We start from the raw sequence: 21,611 nt of genomic DNA, 5'->3' as shown, positions 1-21,611 counted from the left end.
CCGAAATTACATTCGCGTCACTGGCGATTCACGAGTTCCTTTCCTATTTACCAGCCATATTCCCGCGAGTACGAATAGCATTCCTACCAACGTCATCCATTCCAAAGCTTCATTTAAAAATAGACAACCTGAAATAACACCCACAATAGGAACCATAAGTAATGAAATCGACGCTTTACTTGCTTCTACATGACTTAAAACATGATTCCATAGCATAAATGCGAAAGCAGAGGCAACAACCCCTGCAAACAAGATATAAACAACTGGCATAACTCCCCACTGCATTTCCCCGCTTTCAAAGAAAAAAGACACCATCAATAATCCTACAGCTCCAATAACCATCTGCCAGGTCGTATAGCTCAGGGTATCGCTGTTCTTTAGCTTCACTTTAAAAAGCACGTTTGCGGCCGCCCAAGAAATCGCAGAACTTAATGCCAGTAGTATCGCCCATGAGGAACCTTCCAGCCCAATATTCATAGACATGCATAGCCCCAATAGACCCAGTCCAATGCCAAGCATTTTTTTAAGCGTTAGTTGCTCTCCAGGAATCCATTTATGAGCCATGATAGATAGAAATAGCGGCATGCTGTATGTCAGCATGGAAGTAAGTCCGGCACTGATGTAATTAAGTGAAATTTGAATTGCAATGTTGAAATAAGTGGTTTGCAGCAAACCACAGAGGACATACCACTTCCATTCTGATTTATTTGGCATTGGAATTTTCAATGCAGCACACACTCCAAGAAGAACAACAGCTCCTGTTAAAAAACGTAATGCTGCGAACATGACCGGCGGGACCACACCATTTCCTAATTTCATAATTATAAAATTAAATCCCCACACTAAACATAATATCGTCATCAAAGCTTTCATGCCAAACAACCTTCTCCCTAGTGATTGCATGCTTCACTAAACATGTCCTTGTTAACGACACTTTACAACGAAACCAAAATACTGTCTAATATATAAATAACAACTTATTAAGTCGCAAATCATATCAATCAGAGGAGGTTTTAGGATTGGAGCTGCGCCAGATTGAATATTTTATTGCCGTCGCGGAGGAACTGCACTTTGGTCGTGCAGCAAAGCGACTGCAAATGACACAACCCCCACTAAGCCAACAGATTCTGCAACTTGAAAACGATCTTGGCGTGACGTTATTTGAGCGCACGAGACGGCATGTGGAGTTAACAAATGCGGGGAAGGTCTTCTTGCAGGAATCCAGACAAATTCTCATCCAATTGGAACGGGCAAAGACGGTAGCGCAAAGGGCTCAGAAGGGAATGCTTGGTCGGCTGGCCTTGGGCTTTGTAGGATCAGCCACATTCGATATCCTTCCAAACATTGTTCGAGCATTTCAGGATCAGTATCCATCCGTAGATTTGATTCTGCACGAAATGCCCACCCCCATGCAAATCGAGGCATTTCATAGAAAACACATTGACATTGGCTTTGTAAGAACACCTGTCGACGATCGGCTCCTCACCCTTCTGCCTGTTCATCAAGAGACATGTGTCGCAGTAGTTCCAAATCGTCACCAGTTGGCGCAACACCGTTCCCTGTCCATGGAAGATCTGAGTGGGGAGCCATTTATTTTGGTAGAGAGAGAAGTTTGGCCAAGTTGGTATGACGACATTGTTTCAAAATGTCGTGAAGCCGGTTTTAGCCCAAACATACGTCAAAACGTAAAAGAAATACAAACCGTAGTTGGCTTGGTCGCCGCGGGACTCGGGATAAGTATCGTGCCAAGCTCCACATCCAATTTACATGCTCGTGATGTTACGTTCATGAACATCAGGGGGAGCGCACCGCAAATAACTATGAGCCTTGCCTGGCGGACCGATAACAACTCTCCTCTCATCCAACACTTTCTGGAGACAGCAGTACAACTGACAAAATCTTGCGATTAACCCGTAACTAATCCTTACTCATTGCGGCCAAGTCAGTTTGAAAATCACTTCCCTCCAATCATCAGCAAGTAAGTCCTTGTAACTTCCCATTCATTTTGAAAGTGATTTCGGACCCTATAACAATTAAAGCCAGTCACCACTAAAACCTCGGTAACTGGCTATTCCACAGCATTTAATTCTTTTGTAGGCACTCATAAACGGTTAATTTCACCCGTAATAATGTTCACTTAAGGGTACCGTAAAACAACAAATTCTTATTTCTAGGAGGGATATCTCGTACACCATTGAGTAGTATTCAAGTTCGTGCATAACCAATAAACTGGACACCTTCAATCGCAAACCCTTTCAGAAAAAGCCGGGCAGCAGGCATAGTGCGTTTCTTAACGAGGAAAAGCACACCCTGCAGCCGCTGCCCCTTACTGCGTACGAATGCGCCACCTGAAAGAAAGTTGCCACTGTACAGTTTAATTATCACATAGCTGTAGACAATATGCATTACAGCGTTCCCTATGAATATATCAAACACAAGGTAGATGTCCGAATTACGAGAGGCGTCATCGAAGTATTCTACAACCATCATCGCATTTGCTCGCACCCCCGGCTCTATGGGCAGCCTGGGCAGTATCACACTGTGTCCGATCACATGCCGGAAAAGCACAAACAATTTGTAGAATGGAATGCAGAACGCTTTGTATCGTGGGCTAAGCAAGTAGGCCCCCATGCAAGCGCCGCAATTCAGGCTATTCTTGCAGGCCATCGTGTGGAGCAACAAGGATTTAAAGCATGCATGGGCGTACTAAAATTAGCAGACCGGTACTCACTGGTTCGGCTCGAATCCGCTTGTGCATGGGCTCTTAGCTATACGCCGAGTCCAAGCTACAAACAAATCAGTACCATACTCAAATCAGGCCAAGACACACTTGAGGAAGCCGCAACAATCGAACAACCAGGTCCTCCATCCGTTAGTCCGCACGGCTTCACTCGCGGCTCAACCTACTATGGGAGGAAATCATAAATGCTAACCAACACTACCATGGCAGATTCCTTGCGTGAACAGATGCAAAATCCCTCGTACTCCAGTTTGTCGTTTGAGGAGCGCTTCGGTCTGGTAGTAGATGCGGAGTGGGCAAGGCGTAAGTCGAATCAATTAAGTAGACTTATTAAGAAAGCAACACTTCGTTTTCCAAACGCTTGCGTAGAGGACATTGAGTATCATACTGACCGACGTTTAGAGCAATCCCAAATCCTAAGGCTCGCTACGGGTAATTACATTCATGAAAAGTTAAATGTCATTCTCATGGGGGCATCAGGCGCGGGTAAAACTTTTATCGGCTGTGCGCTTGGAAACGGCGCCTGCCGCCATCTCTATGCAACCAAGTACATTCGCTTACCGGAGCTATTAACCGACCTGGCCATAGCCCGAGGAGAAGGGAATTACAAAAAAGTTATCGCCAACTACAAGAAAGTGAGTCTTCTCATCATTGATGAATGGCTTCTGGTTCCTCTGACCCTAACGGAGTCACGAGATCTGCTGGAAATCATTGAGGCTCGGCATCAGAATGCTTCAACGATTTTCATCTCTCAATTTGCTCCCGAAGGATGGCACGATAAAATCGGAGAACACACCATGGCAGACGCTATCTTAGACCGTATCGTTCATAATTCCTATCACATGCTCATCGACGGCGAAGATTCGATGAGAAAACGAAAAGCACAGTTGATTTAAACCCAAGCATTACCAATGAGGGCCATCTATTCGCGGTGGCTCTCACCTCCGAGAGGGTGGCTCTATTTCATTAACAACGTGGCTCTCACTCATTAACCCAGCGGCTCTGCCGCACCGAAATATTCACCAAGGCGCTTTTTTCTTTTTTTTCTACGACTGCATAATTAATTAACTAAATAACTAACTAACTAACTAATGAGTTCCATTTCTGCTCTAAGTCGTTGAGGTAGTCTTCCGTATTTCAATTAAATTTCTTTCGTAATATGACGCCGGTTAATCGCTGGTCCCACAGTGCCTTACGGGATTTATAGCGACTAAATGAAACGGAGCACAGGCGTGAAATGACATGTTCTTGGCGAAGTGCATCATTCACTAATACGATCATTTCACCATTGCGTATGATGTAGCTGTTCCAGCTACGAAGTCCTGTAATACGACGGTGACTAGCCTTCGTCTTTCGAAAAAATCGCTCTAAGTCGTTGTTCGTTCTTGGAATGTAATAATGGTCATAACACGTGAATAGACCCTTCCAAAATCCTCTGGAAAAGTTAAGTAAATTGTTAACCAAGAGCTCGTCACTTTGAAGCGTGTAGGTTTGTTTCACCCAACCCAGTAGTATTGACATTTCCCATTCAACTGTCTCACTACTTTTGTCTTCACCGGGGGTAAGGATGGTAGCGATTTGCTTCAACAGTTTCACTAGCCGCGAAACCGCCGTATACAAAGGTTCCATCCCACCCAGCTGGTTTTTCGTCCCGAAACACAGATGTCAGATCTATTGCCGCATCGTCCCAGAAAAACGGAAAGGGCATCATTTTCTTAACATTCACTTTTACTTCCCCCTCTAGTAATTAAACACTATCGTTTTGGAAATTCCATTTCCTATTATCATAGAAAATTGAATTTCTCTTTCACTAAACATTCGTTTTATTTACGTTTTAATTACTTTTATATTTTATATAATTTTCATTTAGTTGTCAAAGTATTTTTTAGCAATCTTTCCCACACTCTATTCGGTTTGGCCGGAAATAAAAATGGTATTATTCAAACTCACTTCTTAGAACTTTGCTGCAAAAGCAAAAGACTGGCCACTCCCGTATCAGTAACGGAAAAAGACCAATCTTCACAGCAGCTAGCAGTGTTCATTCGCGAGCTACTTCTTTTTATCCATTTGACGGATCGTGTTCTTCGAATACTTTCTCCAGTGACTCCTTATCATTTGTCAAGCTGTAGCATTCCATTCCAATTAAAACATCATAAAGGTACATCGTCCTTTGAATATGCTGAAAGGACAGCGACAAAGGACCCAGCCTAGGCCGAGCCCTCACAATACTATTGATCATCTCAACCGGAGATTTAATCACACTTGTTAATTCTCAAACAAATACAACTTGGAGGCCTCATCTTTACAAACATAGCTGAAATCAGATGTTTTTCCGATCAGCAGCAGCTTCATTACGATCGTATTGATACCAGACTTAAGCTTAATAAAAGTTTCATCGTTTTAGGCAACCATATCGCGGAGCTTCTTCCTTCCAGCGCTAATTTACCAGTGATCCAAATTTTGTAGAGTCCCTCGGTTCCAATAAACAGCTCAACATTTTCCCTATCCTCTGGATACGATTTCATGGACCAGGTAGATGCAGCTTGGTCCTGCATAATGAACAAACGTATGGGGGGGGTGATTAAGTCTTCATGAATATTCACATACTCGCCTTCCAATTCGTTCAAATCTGCAAACGATTTATTCGATACACTTGTAGTCTCTTCGTAACCAATACTAGAAAGTTGTCCATGGTAACTTACATTTAGCTCTAATTGCTCGATCGGGACTGGCAGGGACAGGGAAGGATTAACATCTGCTGGCAGATCAGTAAATCTCCCCGAGAAGTTAATTGTAATTTTGTCCAAGTCATCTTTTCTCCCATTCGCTATCTGATTACGTAGGCATCAACCCAGACTCGTCCTCATCAAATAGCCCATTCAATAAAATAGAACCTTTTTCGATTAATATCGATTCACATTGTGGATCAAAGGCGGCTGGCATAGCATATCCTCGATGTGAAACGTTTGGTTCATATCCACCGTGAGGATATTCTTGGGCAGTAGGGAAGTACCCGAGTATACCGTTAGAATAACCACAATATAATGTCAGTTTCGCTTTTGAATGTGCTTTTACTGCTAATCCTATCTCGTTGAAGATTCCTCCAGGAGCGGCACAAATCCCGAGATTTCCGATTCTTATGGATTGCAAAGGCGCATCCACGTATGGTTTTAAGGAACCTTCGTCCATTCTTTTCAATATGGCCTTCGCCCAATCGATGTGGTACTTGATTGTATTTGTGGAATTACGAGCATACGGGTTTTCTTTCAACAAAGTCATTTCCTGCTCGCGTCGTTCAACTTCTGCTTCCAATTCATTACGGGTGGGCAGAGATCGAAATGGAAAGCGGACCCATTCTTCTTTTGCGGAAATCATGGGCTGCGATTGTGAGAAAGTAGTTTCCATTGGTTTTCTGCGATATACTGAAATAGGCGTTGTCGATGCGAAATCGTGTTTTTCAATCACTATTTCTGGCTCGATCGGGTTAATTATGGACTCTATTGCCTTTATCGCTAATTTTGTTCCAAATTCCACTTCCAAACCCTTTGTTTCGCTAAACCCTTCCAATGGCAGAATATTGCCGGCAGCCCCTTGCAGGAACAAACACTCTCCGCCCAGTACCTTTTTTACCATTTTTCTAAGCGGTCCAACAAAATCGGAGGAATATTCGGATATTTCTTTGCCCAATACAACAGGATGGCATGCAAAATTCACAAGTGTCGCAATGACCGATTGATCCTTTCGTCTAAAGCAAACTGTTTGGACGCTGCGATCGCAAGCATCCTCTGGATTCCAGCCGAGAATGGTACTGCCATCGATCGTCCGCTCCCTGCGATTTACAGAAATTCCTTCCACTTCAGAAATGCCTAATCCCATTTCAGCCGCTTCCAAATTGGATACGGTCAGTTCCACCGCTGAAGCCACCATCAATACTACATAGTCAGCAAACAAATGCTCCTCCTTCGTATAGCCGGAGTGTTGTCCACCCAGCTTAACGTCAGCGGGAAAACCAGGCAAACCATGACTGTGATGAAATTAATCAATACTGCCTGCTTTGGACAGGAAGTAATATTCGAAATCTTCATTCTGATTTCTTCCGCTTTCTCAAGAGGACAGACCACCATATCAATCGAAACGATAACAACGCGCTGATTCTCGCTATCTACAACAATGGCGCCAACTTCCATAGGTTCCCCATAGCACTTGCCTGCTATCATTCGATTGACGAATCCCAACATATCGATTCCCAAAGGTGGATTAATCGGAAGAACCGCCGCACCTACCCGCAAATTTGTTTTACTCATATGTCGCTTCTCCTCTTATCCTTCAATGATGGCTTGCGCCTCAATCTCAATTAATAGGCGAAAATCCATGAGCGCCGAGACCTCCACCATGGAGGTAACCGGAATAATTTCACTAAAATATAGACTATGGGCTTTCGCTACTTCTTCCCACTTCGTTATGTCCGTGACATATATTCTCGTGCGAATGACATCCTTGATATTGCCGCCGACTTGCTCTATCGCCTTTTCAATAATTTGTAGGATACATAAGGTTTGTTGATAAATATCCCCTTCCCCTACGACTTCCCCATCTTTCATCGCTGTCGTCCCAGACACTTCTACTATATTTCCGACCCGTATCGCTCTACAATATCCAAAAAGCGATTCCCATGGTGCTCCTGATGTTACTTTCCTTCGCTCCAACATCGTTGTCAGCTCTCCTCTCCTCTCTTGTTTTCCTTGCTTTACTCCAAATAACCCAGCGGATAAATCGGACACTTAACCTGCTGGCATGGAAGTTCACGCAAATTAGAACCACAGCATCCCGGAGTATCGAAAAGGGGGCAACTAGGTGAGAACGGAGTTATTGGCTTCGTTCATGAAACAAACACTCTTGCCGCTCAAAATATGAAGAGCGGGACGGCAACGGAACTGAAAACGCTTATTGACCCCATCATAGAACTTGGCTACCCGATCGTCGGTATTGTCAGCGATGGTCAGCAGTCGATTCGTCTAGCGTTTGAAACCTTGTTGCCGGATGTGCCTTACCAATACTGTCAATATCACTATTTAAAAGACATCGCCAAACCGGTCGTGGATGCGGACCGCAAACTGAAGATGGAACTTAAAAAAAGTATACGCGGCATCCGAGACATCGAAAGGAAAATCGAACAGGCGCAGACACAAGCAGCCGAAACCGAGCATACGAAATCGGAGCAACCAAATCCAGAAACAACGGGAGAAGAATCACTGGAGGTCACCGAAGCACAAATTGCCAAGGGGTATGTGGCAGCGGTCCGCGCTTTGCTTTTAGAAGATGGAGATCCGCCACTCGAACTGCCTGGGATGCTCATCTATGAACGTGCGCGAGCGATTCAAGCATCGTTACAACGATGCTTGGATAAAAAAAGAGCCCAGCCTACTTCATAACGTTTTCAGAATATTCAGTAAAGTTGACGAGATGCAGCCCGTTTATGAATCCGTAGCGCGACTGATGAAGCCGATCGATCATATTGCTGCACTACTGGCACCGGATGTGGATAAGAGTAACGAAACCGTCGAATGGGAAATGACGGCGTTATTGACGTGGGTGAAACAGACCTACACAGAAGAAAGCGACGAGCTCATGGTCGACAATTTGTCCCGCTACTCCAAAGGGTTTTGGAGGGGACTATTCACCTGCTACGATCATTACTACATACCACGAACCAATAACGACTTAGAGCAATTTTTCCGACAGATATAAGCTTGTCATCGTCGGATTACGGGCCTGCGCAACTGGAACACCTATATCATCCGCAATGGAGAGATGATCGTATTAGTGGACGATGCGCTTCGCCAAGAGCATGTGATCTCACGTCTACGTTCAGTTTCCTTTGACGCCTACAAAGCACGGAAAGAGCAATGGGATCATCGGCTATCCAGCGTCATCCAACGAAAACAATTTAACCGCGATCCCGATGCGTACCTAAGTGCTTTGGAACAAAGGTGGGAATTTTTGATATGTTAGTTAATTATGCTGTAGTAGAAAAAAAAAACGACTTCCAATTCCAATTAGGAATTGAAAATCATCCTTTTCGACTGTATTTAAATAGGTTGAGGCAAGGACTATTACGTCACTTAATTCGATAGCTTATACAAAGCAACATCATCGATATATATTTGTTCGCCAGGCTTAAAACCCCAAATCGTGAAGGCCAATCTTAAATTTTGGCTCATGGCTCCGTTATAAGCTGGAATCTCAAAAGTATGCTCGAACTTTTCCCATCGACCTTTATTAGATGTAATCTCAGCAGGGGGAGCTATAGAACCTCCAATATTGACCCCCCAGTCTGCGTCCATGACATAATTGATAATCTCAATCTTTCCTTCAGCACTGGACTCCAAAGGTACGTAATAATAAAAGACTTCTTTATACATCCCAGGTGTAAGTGTTATATCCTGAAAGGGTCCTCCGCCATTATCAACTCCGGTATTCAAAATGCTATAGCCCCCTGTGCGCGCAATTGCTGAGGTCCGTTCAATGGTTTGAATGCTGGGGTCTACAACCCACTGTAACCAAGACGAGAACTGCACCTCATTTCCGGATTCAAATGACGAATTCTTTACCAGATTTTCTACAAGTCTGTAACTTGCATCTCCTGGATGATTGGGATCCGCAGTTGCCTCATACTGGTTTTCCATATCAATAACTGCAGTCTCCGTTCCACTGGTCCAAATGGCGACGTTCTCGCTATGTGTACTGCGTCCCTTCACGGTAAGCTCCGACTTGTTTGTTACGCCTGAGCCTCGTGATACTTCGATTCCACCCCAAGCATTATTTATCGTCGTGATGGCATCAGCGGTTACTTCCGACCCATTGATAAGCAATCCGCCTTTATTTGCCCCTTCCACCGATACATTTTTCAGCGTGCCGGATGCCGTTCTGTACTGGATCGCATATCCCAATGAACCTTGTATTTTCAAGTTGCTAATATTCACTGCTGCATTCACAATCTCTATCCCATTTGTGCTTCCCCCGGTTCCACTGGAAGTATGGCCCTTGATCGTTTTGTTATTGCCTTCCACGTTGACATCTCTGTTGATTTGCAGCGTCTCGGTTAGCGTGATGTCTTCTGTAATTACAATTAGCGGAATTGTACTGTCGGCTACCGCAGCCTTGAGCTCAGCTTCGTTAGAGACGTAACTATTTAAATTCTCAAGTTTATACAAAGCGACGTCATCAATATAAAGCTGTTCGCCAGGCTTAAGTCCTGAAATGCTGATGGCCATTCGCAGATTTCGGCTTATGATTCCGTTGTACTCGGGTTTGATTTCGAAAATATGCTCGAACTTCTCCCAGCGGCCTTTGATTAAACCAAACTCGGCAGGTGGAGAGATCGAACCCCCGATATTTGTCCCCCAGTCCGGATCCATGACATAGTTGATAATTTCGATTTTCCCTTCGGCACTGGACTCCAACGGTACATAATAATACAAAACTTCTTTGTACCTCCCAGGTGTAAGTGTTATATCCTGAAATGGCCCTCCGCCTGCATCCACTCCAGTGTGCACAATGCTGTGGTCTCCTGTGCGCGCAACGGTCGATGTCCGTTCGATGGTTTGAATGCTCGGGTCTACAACCCACTGCATCCAAGACGAGAACTGCGTTTCATTTCCGGATTCAAATGACGGATTCTGCACCAGATTTTTCGCATCGACGAGATATATGGGGTTAAAATGCTCTGCTCTCCAGGGTGCTCCACCGCCCCAGCCCAAGTACACTTGGTGACCGTGATAATTCCTGAAGAAAAGCCCCATTAAGGTCTTAGTCACATTCGGATCAACGCCAATGTCCGAGAATGGAATGACTTGAATCAAATTCCAACGGTCGTTTTCGATTCGAGTGCTGGACTCCCATACTGTGTTTGGATCGTTTACCGGACCCGCAAGTGGTTGTTTCTGATAGATTAAATTGATTGCATTCGGATTTGTCATGAAGCCGGTAAAAGCTCCTTTTGGATCTCCGGTTACAAACGTTTCATTCGCATCATCCCCTCCGCTTCTCCACCATCCATTCGTCGTATCCTCACTCACAACCATCTTAGACATGTCACTGTCAAAGTTTTCATAGCCGACATAGAGGTTATCGTCATCCCACAATAAGTATACCTTCGTTTCTGTCGGTGGTTCTTTTTTCGAATTTATCACCAGGAAATCGGAGAACGGCGCCGCTTCCACCCAAGGCCCCATGCTGAAATCGAGAGAATTTAATATTTCAGTTTTGCTGGCAGTCGTTTTAACAGCAGTTGCAGAAAAATCTACGAGACCAATTTCTGCTATAAGCTCGTTCAGAAGGATCCCAACCATCCCGTTCGCCGGCTCGGTCTCCACATACTTTTTCAAAATAGAAATATATTTAACCTGTACGCCGTCCCAAACTCCATAACCTAGATAGTCTGATATTTCCAGAATCGGATCACCCTTAAATTGATTCCTTAATTCGACCCGTTTCTTGGCCATTACCCTACTTTCCTTGATGAAATCAAGCATCTTCAACGCTTCCTGTTCATTGGAAGGAATGGCTGTATCTTCGACACGCGGGTAGGAAAGGGCTGAAGCTTCATAATATTCGAATGTGCGCAGGAGCAGCGCGGCACGTTTCTTTTGTTCAACAGTTTGCGCTTTAGCAACTACCTCTTCCAAAAGCAGCCGGCTGGCAGCCATATCTTCTGCGGTAACAGCTTCAAAGTAACTATAATCGTAAAAAATCATAAAATTAGAACGGGGAGCGCTGTTCGCCCAGGTTTTGAACCATTTGGTATCCAGTATACGTGTGGTCCAGAACTCCTCCCATTGACTATAATATTGTGCTAAAAATGGCGCGGCTTCCGTACCAACGGCCCGTTCGTACCATTCATTCAAAAGCTCATCGGTATCTAGATTTGGATTCCACTGGAGCTTAGCTGAAACCCACGGCTTCGGACCTTCACCAAAGTTCGGAAACAATTCCGCAACATGACCGATTACGCCTAGCTCCTGGGCATATTTGTAGACTTCATCCATCTTATGCATATAGACGCGTGGTAAATTATATAGCGATCCGAAGAAATATTCGTAAAATCCTAGATTTGTAGCTGCCTCATTCCAGTTTTCTGCATGCTGTTTTCCGGCCTCTTCCATTGATGGATCACTCCAGGACATGCGGTCATCCGTAATATAAGGAACGACATGGGAATTAAGTTTCACCGTTGTTGGGGGATCAAATACATTCCAATAGGCCAGCAGCCCAAAATATTTGTCCTTGTATTTTTCATTCTCCAATACACCCTCAACTACTTTATTGACCCAGGGATAGTAGATATCTGACATATCGACAGCGCCTACTGAATTCATTTTTCCCGGGTAATCAGGATGATTGGGATCCGTTTCACAAAATATTTTACTATCATTAATGCCTAAGGAGTAGGACATTTCATCCGGATGCTCTTCAAAATAATCCATAATACGCTGAATTGCCGCTTCTGCTGTTTGGTCATTAAAGCATGGCTGCCATTCGTATGCATGTGTTGGTACGACCCCTCCCGGATAATATTCCGGATGATCCGTAAATACTTTCGGATCGAACAATGTGTTCATATTGTGGTGGAATTTGAGATTATCATGCATGCGATTGCGACGTGCCCACTCTGCATTATTCAATAAACCCAACTCTGCCTCCGTACCAAAAAAATGACGGGAAATTGTTGCGGGTTTCTCAACTGCAGTTTCAGGTGAAATGGCAATCGTTTGCTGCTGAGGCACATCCTCGCCGTCTAGTCCGGGCATCAGCCAGATGACTCCAACGTATCGTTCAAGAAACGCGTAGACACCGAATTCCGTTCCCCATGGTGTGGGTCCAATAATTGTGATCGTATTGTTCTCTTGCGCATCGATAATAAATCCATCACTGTACATATCCTGCAATAATGTCTGATGATTGGCCTCATCTTCCGCCTGGCTGACACCGATGAAAATGTTCGTATATTCCATATTCGACGGTTCGATTCCAACCAATTGTTCCATGGTTTTGATCTCCAGCTCGGCTCCTGTTGATTTCTTCACATACGCCTTTAACGTATCTGCCGCTTTACGTATTTGCTGGCTGGCATCTGCTGCAACAATAATCTGTGCACGAGCCACTCCATTTTCGACTACCTTGATCTTATTAGGGCCAACTACAGGCTCCGCTGGTACAATAAACGCCGCCGCTTCTACTGCTGCTGCTTGTTTATAACTCACTCGATAAACAACAGATTGCTCGATTTCTCCCTCCGAAACGGTCGGCACCGTTAATGTGGCAGTCTTGGTTGCTGAATCCCAGGCAGTAAGATTTGCTGCTAAAGCTATTGGTGCGTTATCATTAATCATTTGCTCAACCGTAAAATCAGCACTCGTTGGTGCTTCATACGTACTCATTGAAACGCTGATGGATCCATTCTCCGCTGATACGGATACAATCTCGATTACCTCAACAATTTCCTCGTCTGGCACAATAAATGCCTCGGATTCAATCGCTGTTCCATTTTTATAACTCACTCGATAAACAACAGATTGGTCGATTTCTCCCTCCGAAACGATCGGAACCGTTAACGTGGCAGTCTTCGTTGTTGAATCCCAGGCAGCAAGAGTTGCTGCTACAACTGTAGGTGCATTACTATTAATTATTTGCTCAACCATAAAATCTGCACTCGTTGGTGCTTCATGCGCACTCATTGTAACGCTGATGGATCCATTAACCGCTGATACGGATACAATCTCGACTACCTCAACAATTTCCTCGCCTGGCACAATAAATGCCTCTGATTCAATCGCTGTTCCATTTTTATAACTCACTCGATAAACAACAGATTGGTCGATTTCTCCCTCTGAAACGATCGGTACCGTTAGCGTGGCTGTCTTCGTTGCTGAATCCCAGGCAGCAAGAGTTGCTGCTACAGCTATTGGCGCGTTATTATTAATTATTTGCCCAACCACAAAATCAGCATTCGTTGGTGCTTCATACGTATTCATTGTAACGCTGATGGATCCATTCTCTGCTGATACGAATACAATGTAATCGTCGTCATCTCCACTATTTTCTTGACCGCCACCGCCGCCTGTTCCAACCCAGCCTCCTTGATACACAACTCCAGGTCCTTCCAGCAGAAGCGGTTGCTTCTCAAACGTTGTTCCCTTAGCTTTCTCGCTTAGGTTTACCTTGTCAATTTTTCCTTGACCCAAAACCTTGATAATTGCATCCAGGATCAGCGAAAGAATATGAGCATCCTTACCTACAGTTATGCTTGTATCCGTCGCACCTTCAGTAACTGTTAAGTTCTTTATAACACCTTTGGAAAATTCGATAACAATCCCTTTTGCAGCGACAAGGACATCATCGATATAGCCACCAATCAGCGTTATCTTTGAACCTTTAGGAAGCTCCTTACTCAGCTTCAACAACTTAATTCCGGCCGTGTCCGCCACATTCAGCTGCTCCAAATTTACAGGAGTCTCCACAATCAGTTCGGCTATTGTCCCCTCATCCTTCAAAACAATTCTTACTGTTCCAACTGGTTTATTTACAATTACTTTGCCTAGAACACTATTTTCAACATGTATACTATTCATGCCTCCGCCATTTACGCTTGTCGTTCCTACAACCGTTACGTTCTGCAGGAACACATCTCCCTCCTTAATGCCTTCAGCTAATAACAAATTACCCGTGATTTTCATATTCTGCAAAGTCACTCCGGAAGCGCTTACAACGACATTGTTATGAATCGTTTGAATACCTTCATCCGGACCATAAGTACCCGCCTTCTTGTACTCAAACGCTGTTTTTGATTGGAGAGCACGCTCCAGAATAACAACAACCTCAGCACGCGTAATGGCGTTTACTGGTTTGAAGCTTCCATCCTCATAACCTTCCATTAATTTAGCCAACGCTACAGCTGCAATAGCCCCTCTGCTCCACTGCGGAATTTGCTTCGTATCTGTAAAAACATTCGCAGCTGAACCTTCTTCAGTTACCTCCAATCCCAGTAAACGTGTGATGATTACAGCCGCTTCTTGTCTGCTTACGGGCTGCTTGGCACCGATTGTGCCATCGGCATATCCCTCGACATACCCTACCTTTACCGCCTTCCCCACATCTTCATATTCCCAGTCGGAGACTGAGAGATCCGAGAAAAGGATAGGTGATTGTTCGCTAAATCCAAAGGAGCGATTGATGAGCGCGATAATCTCCCCTCGATTGACCGTACGATCCGGTCTAAAAGTCCCGTCTGAATAACCCTGGATTAGACCCGATGATGTCCATTTTTTCAATGATTGCTCCGCCCAATGGCCTTCCACATCTTTGAATTGATTTTGGGATAAAGCAGCACTGTCAACCGGATCCGCCTCTGCACTCCAAACCGTAGTGATTACTGAACCGAATGAAGAATAAATAAGACAAATCATTAAAAAAAGGTTGAATATTCTTTTGACTCGCTTCTTCGAAACCATGGTATTCCTCCTCATTTTTCAATTCATATGATTGATTCCTAAAAAAGTGCTGTAAAACCAATTACCAGTACTATTTCTAAATACCTAATCATTTTATTATTTGAAAATAATCCCTCCTTTACAGTGTATTTAACAAATTAACTTTTAATTCGCTATATTATATATAATATAGTAAACATCATATTTAATTAAATTATAGTTCAACGTCCTCCTTAATTCGCGGTCGATCAGGACAATTGCATTTGCGATTAGGACCATTTGAAGATGAGCGACCGTGTTAAGAGGTAATTTTTTTGCCAATAAGAATAAGAACCAAGAGTTTGAATTTCAAATTAAAAAGGCAGGACATTTGCCATACCTCTTCGTTCCAATCTCTCTTAGATAGGAGACGGTGACGATGAAAGTATGATTAAGTCCTGCCAATGAGGTTTATAAAAATGTTAATTTTGCAAAATCAGCTCGACATCATCCAAATAGATTCTTTCGCCAATCTGGAAATTTTCCATAAGCAGGATAACCCGCCCTGCCGCCGTTAGTTTGCCGTCATATTGTGCAGCTACGTTGAACGTGAAGGAGGCTGTCCGCCATTTGCCACCCGATGCCCCTCCAGGAACGGCCGTCTCTGTCACAGTTGCCGGAATAGTGGCAATCTGGGCGCCAGTGGCATCTTTGGCAATCAAAATGAATTTCAGTGTTCCTTCTGTCTGCGCCTCAGTCAGGTAGTGGAATACCCCGACATACTCACCCGGCTGCAAGGCTGCCATATCTTGAACAGGACCTCCGCCTCCCGCCAGGTTTTGCCCTTCGGAAAAGCCATTAACGGTCAGTGCTTTTTGTCCGCTGCGCTTAACCGTACTCGAAGGCTCGAAACCTTCACCTAGAAACCACCAGCCGTCCGTATCTGCACCGGTCCACTGCTCAAAGGAGGAATTAGTCATCACGGATGTATATCCTGCCTGCCGCGATATGAGGACGGCATTCGTAGGAATGATGTCCTCACTGCCGTAAGCAATTTCGTAGACAACATGCTGCTCCCATGGAAGTGGAGCAATATTCGGAACCGTAAGCGTTGCAGTTAAAGTCTCAGCATGCCATTGCACCTCTGTTGGAGTGACTGCATCGCCGCTATCTCCCCGCTTTATCGTAAAATCAGTAACCACTGGCGGCTCCTCTGGAGCTGCATTCATGATGACCCTAAGCTTGCCGTTTTCGGCTTCAGCCGAGACCAGCGCTGGCGAAGGTGCATCATCCTTGCGAATCAGCTCGACATCATCCAAATAGACTCTTTCGCCATCCTTAAAATTTTCCATAAGCAGGATAACCCGCCCTGCTGCCGTTAGCTTGCCGCCATATTCAGCGTCAACGTTGAACGTGAAGGAGGCTGTCCGCCATTTGCCACCCGATGCCGCTCCAGGCACGGCCGTCTCTGTCACAGTTGCCGGAATAGTGGCAATCTCGGCGCCAGTGGCATCTTTAGCAATCAAAATGAATTTCAGTGTTCCGGCCGTCTGCGCCTCGGTCAGGTAGTGGAATACCCCGACATATTTGCCTGGCTGTAAGGCTGCCATATCTTGAATAGGACCTCCGCCTCCCGCCAGGTTTTGCCCTACGGAGAAGCCATTGACGGTCAGCGCATATTGTCCGCTGCGCTTAATTGTATCCGAAGGGACGAAACCTTCACCTAAAAACCACCAGCCATCCACATTTGCACCGGTCCACTGCTCAAATGAGGAGTTGGTCATCACGGATGTATATCCGGTTTGTCTGACAATGGTAAGACTATTTGTACGTATTAAGTCTTGATTGTCATAAGTAACTTCATACATAACCTGCTGTTCCCAGGGAACAGAGGCAATACCCGGAACCGTAAGCGCTGCTGTTAAGGTCTCGGAGTTCCACTGCAGCGCAGATGGCATTACTGCGTCACTGGTGTCAATTCTTTTGACCGTGAAATCACTTAGAACTGGCGCTTGCTCAGGTGTTTCATTAAATATGACGCGTACCGTACCATTGTCTGCCTCAGCTGAAGCCAGAACGGGCACCTCTCCCGGTTCTGGGGCCTGATACAGCTCAAAATCGTCCAGGTACAAGGTACCACCCTCGAAGAAGCCGTTTACAGTGGCTGACATGTTGATGCTTTTTACCGGAATACCATTGATTCTGCTTGGGATAACATCCATGATTTGGATTGTCTCCCACCTGCCCATGGAATTGTAGAAAGGCTGCTGGTCGCTCTTGATGGTCGCCAGCTTCTGCCCGTGCTCATCCAGCAGGTTCAACTCCAGCCAAATATCGCCAATGGAAACAATGTCATCGGACACATAATAGTTCAGCCTGGAAATAACGAGGCCGGATTGGGCAGCGACTGTTTGATTCATATCGCCGTAATAAAAGTTCTTCACATAAACACTGGCAGTTCCCGAAGTGGAAGGGCCTATTTTCTGTTCAAACTTGCCGTAATTCAGTATATTTGCATCCCAATGCTTGGCTGTTACTTTACCATTATCGGTATCCGACGCCTCTTCAAAGGAAGCATTCAGGTTAACCGGAGCCCCGTCCGCGGCTGTAAGCAATAAATGTGCATAGTTGCGGATCGTTGGAGAACTTCCGCTAGCGGCGAGCTCTTCGGCCCTTTGCCGGACCGCGCCTCCCGCGGTTTCCGCTTTCAGATAAGCGACAAGCTTCCAGAATGCATCCGCATTTAATCCAGACCATTTCAGTTTAAAGGTACTGGCATTATATAGAGGATGCTGAAGAAGAGGATCGCTCTTGAATTGCTCAAGCAAGGCAAGCCTTTTCTTAGCATAAGCCATACTCGACTCGAAATCCACCGATTTCTCCAGCAAATCGAGCGCTTCGCTGGTGTTCTGAAGCTGATCTATCGCTTTGGGGTAGCTCAGCGCTGAGGCTTCATAGTACTCAAAGGCGCGCAGCAGGTTGTTGGCTCTTGCTTTTTGCTGATTCGTAACTGCCTTCGTTACCACTGTCTCTAGCAAGCTGCGGCTCTGTGCGATCTCAGCATCGGTGACAATGGATAAATAAGCAGGGGAATCGAAGTTAAAATAGGTTGTATTTTTCCTGCCATCGAACCAGCCCGTCTGTTTAATCCGATTTTCCCAGAAATCGTTCCAGTGGTCATAATAAGCCTTAAGGTAAGGCGCTGCTTCAGCACCTACAGCACGATTGTACCAGTCCGCCAGCAAATCGTCGGCGTTCTGTTCCGGATTCCACATCAGCTTCGCCATCAGCCAAGCCTTTGGACCTTCACCCCAGTTCGGAAACAACTCCGCAAAGTAAGCATTCGCCTTATTGTCCGCCCCGTATTTGAACATATCCGCCATCAGGTTATTATAGACCCGAGGAAGCGCATAAGGCGAACCGTAGGTGTAATCGTAAAACCCGATATGTTCGGCTTTCAGCTTCCATTTATCGACGGTTGACTGATCCTTGGCCTTGACAGCAGAGTCGCTCCAAGCCATCCTATCCTTAGCGAGATAAGGAACTACACGTTCATGCAGTGGGAAAGACGGCGGATCGTAAACTTCCTGATAGGCAAGTAAGCCAAACCATTTATCCGCAAATTTGCCATTGTCTGCGGCGAGTACTCTTGTTACAACTTCATTTACCCAACTATAGTAAATATCCGACATATCTGTCAGGCTAAGCGAGTTTTTCTTGCTTGTATAATGCGGATGTACCGGATTTTCCTCACAGAAGCTGCCGTTGTCATTCACTGCGAGTGATGCAGACGGCTCATTCGGATTAGTGTTGAAATAGTTCAGAATCCAGTCGACTGCAACCTGTATCGTATCCGGATTGCTGTAGCATGGCTGCCAGCCCCAGTTAGGTCCGGGAATAGAAGGAACTCCATTTTTTTGTGTAAAATAATCGGGATGCGCTGCCAAATATTCTGGTGATGTGGGGAAAAAGCGCCATACGTTATGCTCCCATCCACTGTTTTGCAGCCTCAACCGATTGCGGGCACCCCATTCGAACTGTGTCGGATTGCTTCCTGCCACATCGTAATATTGCAGAGGAAACATAACTCTGGACAAGTATGCGGGTTCATCGCGTACATCCGCGATTGGTACATATAAATCCGTACGCTGTGGAACATCTTCACCATCTGCGCCAGGCATCAGCCAGCGGACACCGGCATAACGCTCCAGAAATTCATAGACTCCGTATTGGGTTCCATGGGATTTCGATCCTAATATGGTGATAATCCCTTCTCTCGAATCCAGAACAAATCCATCTTCGTTCATGCCTTCTAGCAGACCTTTATATAGCGTCAAATCCTGAGCACGGGTGGTTCCAACGTAAATTTTCGTGAATCTGCTATACAATTGTTCATCCGCAGCCAGCTGCAGCTCTGTAATTGCTGGCAATTCAGCCCCTGTCGACTTCTTCACGTAGGCAGAAAGTGTTTCTGCAGCATCAAGAATAGGCTCTGCTGCTTCTGCAGGAACAATCACTACTGCCTTTGGTTGACCATTCTCCACAATAGGTACACTGGCAGGGTCTTCAGGATCTGGATGATAAATGCCTGCTGAGCCCGACCATCCGGAGTTTGGAGCCCCTGCTCCTTCCAACAGCCTGGGCTGCTTTTCAAAGGTTGTCCCTTTTGCTTTTTCACTTAGTGTAGCTTTCTCAATCATTCCCTGTCCCAATAGCTTTGCAATCGCATTCACAATCAGCGAGACGATCTTGGCATTCTTATCAACTTGTATACTTGTACCAGTCGCTTGCTCAGTAACTGACATTTGATTGATCTCGCCCTGCGTAAATTCGATAACAATAGTTTTAGCCTCAACCTCGACATGGTCGAAGCGTCCGTTCAAAGTGATGACTGAACCTGAAGAGAGCGCACTCATAAGCTTCACTAAAGGGAAGGCGATCCAGCTTTTCAAGCTATCCGACTCCGTCTGCTCCAGGATAACCGGAGATTTCACAATCACTTCTGCAATAACCGTATTATCCTTCGCAACGATACGTACCACACTCGCCGCTTTATCAATTACAACGATAGCCAAAACACTATCTTCAACGTGTATGCTATTCATTCCACCGCCCTTAACGGTTGTCGTTCCGAGAACGGTTACATTCTTAAGGAAAACATCTCCTTCTGCAATGCCTTCAGCTAACAGGAGATCCCCTGTGATCTTCATGTTTTGCAGCGTCACACCTGAAACATGGACAACGACATTACCACTAATTGTTTGTACATCGTTACCGGCTGATCCGTATGTACCTGCTTGATTGTATTCGAGAGCTTCACTCGATCTCAGAGCCCGTTCCAATGTAACAACAACCTCAGCGCGTGTTATGGAGGCTAACGGCTTGAAACTTCCGTCCTCATATCCTTCCATGATTTGAGCGGCTGCTACGGCTGCCACGGCCCCTTTACTCCACTGTGGAATTTGCTGAGCATCCGTAAAGCTGCTCACAGCAGCATCCCCTGCCTGCACATCCAGTTCCAGCAAACGAGCGATGATGACAGCCGCTTCTTGTCTGCTGATCGATTGCTTGGTGCGGATCGTACCATCCGCATAGCCATCGATATAGCCTGCTTGTACCGCTTTGGCAGCCTCCTCATATTCCCAATCTGAAATAGAAAGGTCAGAAAAATCAATATCTGCCTTTTCACTAAAACCAAAAGCGCGATTGACGAGCGCTAGCGCTTCGCCCCGATTGATCGTACGATCCGGCTTGAAGGTACCGTCGGAATAACCTTCAATAAGACCTGCTTTCATCCATTCCATCAATATGTTCTCTGCCCAATGGTTGTTCAGATCTGAGAAAGCGGCCGGAGCTGCTGAGGATTTACCTACGGCATCAGATTCAGCACCAGACACCCTTGCAACTGTTGGACCAAATGATGGAAAAATAAGGCAAATCATCAGAAACAACACAAATAAATTCTGTTTATTTTTAATAACCAAATTATGTAATGCCTCCCTTATTATAATTTATTATATTTTGCACAATTAATTAAAGCAGTCGGCTCGCCTCTGACCCATTTTAATCCCATATTTTTAAAATCTCATGCTTATCAGCCTCTTTTCTTTTCGAAATAATCTCGCAGTAGTAAGTAATACTTAACTGCAAATTGTTATTTGACATGTTCAAGATAGCAATAGGCTTCATTTCAGTAAATAGCTCATTTTGACGGCATAGACATAAAAGTCATTTCAGGCTCAAATCAGGTTCAATCCCCAAAAAATGGCTTAAGCAGCAGGCCAAATTTCATAAAATGAACGCCTAGCGGGACTGTTGACAAAAGCCAATTTTACGAAAAATGACTTTAGATACCCGTTGTTTATGCGGGTTCTCAAACGTCAATTTCGTCAAAAAGGTAATTT

Annotated in this window: 14 protein-coding genes; 5 read left to right on the top strand and 9 right to left on the bottom strand. The window is 45.1% G+C overall.

Features of this window, described 5'->3' with window-relative positions:
• Positions 1-6 precede the first annotated feature (6 nt).
• The gene (locus tag J2Z66_RS26270; RefSeq protein ID WP_209975705.1) at positions 7-873 is read right to left on the bottom strand and encodes a DMT family transporter; all 867 of its coding nucleotides are present in this window, start codon (positions 871-873) and stop codon (positions 7-9) included.
• 146 nt (positions 874-1,019) lie between these two features.
• On the opposite strand from J2Z66_RS26270, the gene J2Z66_RS26265 reads away from it, so the two are divergent.
• Positions 1,020-1,910 carry a LysR family transcriptional regulator gene (locus J2Z66_RS26265; RefSeq protein WP_209975704.1) on the top strand — a complete coding sequence of 297 codons (891 nt, stop codon included), beginning with the start codon at positions 1,020-1,022 and terminating at the stop codon, positions 1,908-1,910.
• A gap of 295 nt (positions 1,911-2,205) precedes the next feature.
• On the opposite strand, the gene J2Z66_RS26260 is transcribed toward J2Z66_RS26265, so the two are convergent.
• On the bottom strand, positions 2,206-2,406 hold the full coding sequence (locus J2Z66_RS26260) for a hypothetical protein (protein WP_209975703.1): 201 nt from the start codon (positions 2,404-2,406) through the stop codon (positions 2,206-2,208).
• On the opposite strand from J2Z66_RS26260, the gene J2Z66_RS26255 reads away from it, so the two are divergent.
• Both J2Z66_RS26255 and istB read left to right on the top strand, forming a co-directional pair.
• Positions 2,401-2,925: a Mu transposase domain-containing protein gene (locus J2Z66_RS26255; protein ID WP_209975702.1), complete on the top strand. Its 525-nt coding sequence runs from the start codon at positions 2,401-2,403 to the stop codon at positions 2,923-2,925. The two genes, J2Z66_RS26260 and J2Z66_RS26255, sit on opposite strands and share 6 nt — an antisense overlap.
• Positions 2,926-3,636, top strand: a complete 711-nt coding sequence (gene istB / locus J2Z66_RS26250) for an IS21-like element helper ATPase IstB (RefSeq protein WP_209975701.1) — start codon at positions 2,926-2,928, stop codon at positions 3,634-3,636.
• A 656-nt stretch (positions 3,637-4,292) separates the two neighbouring features.
• Here istB and J2Z66_RS26245 read toward each other — a convergent pair.
• The 5 genes from J2Z66_RS26245 to J2Z66_RS26225 all read right to left on the bottom strand — a co-directional run bounded on the left by J2Z66_RS26245 (position 4,293) and on the right by J2Z66_RS26225 (position 7,449).
• On the bottom strand, positions 4,293-4,466 hold the full coding sequence (locus J2Z66_RS26245; protein WP_209975700.1) for a hypothetical protein: 174 nt from the start codon (positions 4,464-4,466) through the stop codon (positions 4,293-4,295).
• Positions 4,467-5,091: 625 nt separating this feature from the next.
• The gene (locus J2Z66_RS26240) at positions 5,092-5,547 is read right to left on the bottom strand and encodes a hypothetical protein (protein WP_209975699.1); all 456 of its coding nucleotides are present in this window, start codon (positions 5,545-5,547) and stop codon (positions 5,092-5,094) included.
• A 28-nt stretch (positions 5,548-5,575) separates the two neighbouring features.
• Positions 5,576-6,691, bottom strand: coding sequence for a hypothetical protein (locus J2Z66_RS26235; protein WP_209975698.1), 1,116 nt, complete (start codon positions 6,689-6,691; stop codon positions 5,576-5,578).
• Positions 6,673-7,044 (bottom strand): hypothetical protein, encoded by a 372-nt coding sequence (locus J2Z66_RS26230; RefSeq protein WP_209975697.1) that lies wholly within the window; start codon positions 7,042-7,044, stop codon positions 6,673-6,675. Before J2Z66_RS26230 ends, J2Z66_RS26235 begins: the two co-directional genes overlap by 19 nt.
• A gap of 15 nt (positions 7,045-7,059) precedes the next feature.
• Complete coding sequence (locus tag J2Z66_RS26225; RefSeq protein ID WP_312894775.1) at positions 7,060-7,449, bottom strand: RidA family protein; 390 nt, start codon at positions 7,447-7,449, stop codon at positions 7,060-7,062.
• A 201-nt stretch (positions 7,450-7,650) separates the two neighbouring features.
• Between J2Z66_RS26225 and J2Z66_RS26220 the strand changes: the two genes are divergently transcribed.
• Both J2Z66_RS26220 and J2Z66_RS26215 read left to right on the top strand, forming a co-directional pair.
• A complete protein-coding gene (locus J2Z66_RS26220) occupies positions 7,651-8,172 on the top strand; it encodes a hypothetical protein (RefSeq protein WP_209975696.1) in 522 nt (173 codons plus the stop codon).
• A 31-nt stretch (positions 8,173-8,203) separates the two neighbouring features.
• Positions 8,204-8,488 carry a hypothetical protein gene (locus tag J2Z66_RS26215; RefSeq protein ID WP_209975695.1) on the top strand — a complete coding sequence of 95 codons (285 nt, stop codon included), beginning with the start codon at positions 8,204-8,206 and terminating at the stop codon, positions 8,486-8,488.
• A 374-nt stretch (positions 8,489-8,862) separates the two neighbouring features.
• Here the strand turns inward: J2Z66_RS26215 and J2Z66_RS26210 are convergent, their stop codons facing one another.
• Both J2Z66_RS26210 and J2Z66_RS26205 read right to left on the bottom strand, forming a co-directional pair.
• Entirely contained in the window at positions 8,863-15,249 is a 6,387-nt protein-coding gene (locus J2Z66_RS26210) for a DUF4838 domain-containing protein (RefSeq protein WP_209975694.1), read from the bottom strand.
• A 440-nt stretch (positions 15,250-15,689) separates the two neighbouring features.
• Complete coding sequence (locus tag J2Z66_RS26205; protein ID WP_209975693.1) at positions 15,690-21,191, bottom strand: DUF4838 domain-containing protein; 5,502 nt, start codon at positions 21,189-21,191, stop codon at positions 15,690-15,692.
• Between the last annotated feature and the right edge of the window lie 420 nt (positions 21,192-21,611).

The sequence above is a fragment of the Paenibacillus eucommiae genome, from assembly GCF_017874215.1.
Taxonomy (GTDB): domain Bacteria; phylum Bacillota; class Bacilli; order Paenibacillales; family NBRC-103111; genus Paenibacillus_AI; species Paenibacillus_AI eucommiae.
Note: the sequence above shows the minus strand (reverse complement) of the source record. Positions and strands in the feature narration are given on the sequence as shown.

Bases quoted from the DNA above. Each gene is read 5' to 3' on its own strand.
- J2Z66_RS26215 (WP_209975695.1), top strand. From the start codon at position 8,204: ATGCAGCCCGTTTATGAATCCGTAGCGCGACTGATGAAGCCGATCGAT.
- J2Z66_RS26220 (WP_209975696.1), top strand. From the start codon at position 7,651: ATGAAGAGCGGGACGGCAACGGAACTGAAAACGCTTATTGACCCCATC.
- J2Z66_RS26225 (WP_312894775.1), bottom strand. From the start codon at position 7,449: ATGTTGGAGCGAAGGAAAGTAACATCAGGAGCACCATGGGAATCGCTT.
- J2Z66_RS26210 (WP_209975694.1), bottom strand. From the start codon at position 15,249: ATGGTTTCGAAGAAGCGAGTCAAAAGAATATTCAACCTTTTTTTAATG.
- J2Z66_RS26270 (WP_209975705.1), bottom strand. From the start codon at position 873: ATGAAAGCTTTGATGACGATATTATGTTTAGTGTGGGGATTTAATTTT.
- J2Z66_RS26255 (WP_209975702.1), top strand. From the start codon at position 2,401: ATGCATTACAGCGTTCCCTATGAATATATCAAACACAAGGTAGATGTC.
- istB (WP_209975701.1), top strand. From the start codon at position 2,926: ATGCTAACCAACACTACCATGGCAGATTCCTTGCGTGAACAGATGCAA.
- J2Z66_RS26230 (WP_209975697.1), bottom strand. From the start codon at position 7,044: ATGAGTAAAACAAATTTGCGGGTAGGTGCGGCGGTTCTTCCGATTAAT.
- J2Z66_RS26260 (WP_209975703.1), bottom strand. From the start codon at position 2,406: ATGCATATTGTCTACAGCTATGTGATAATTAAACTGTACAGTGGCAAC.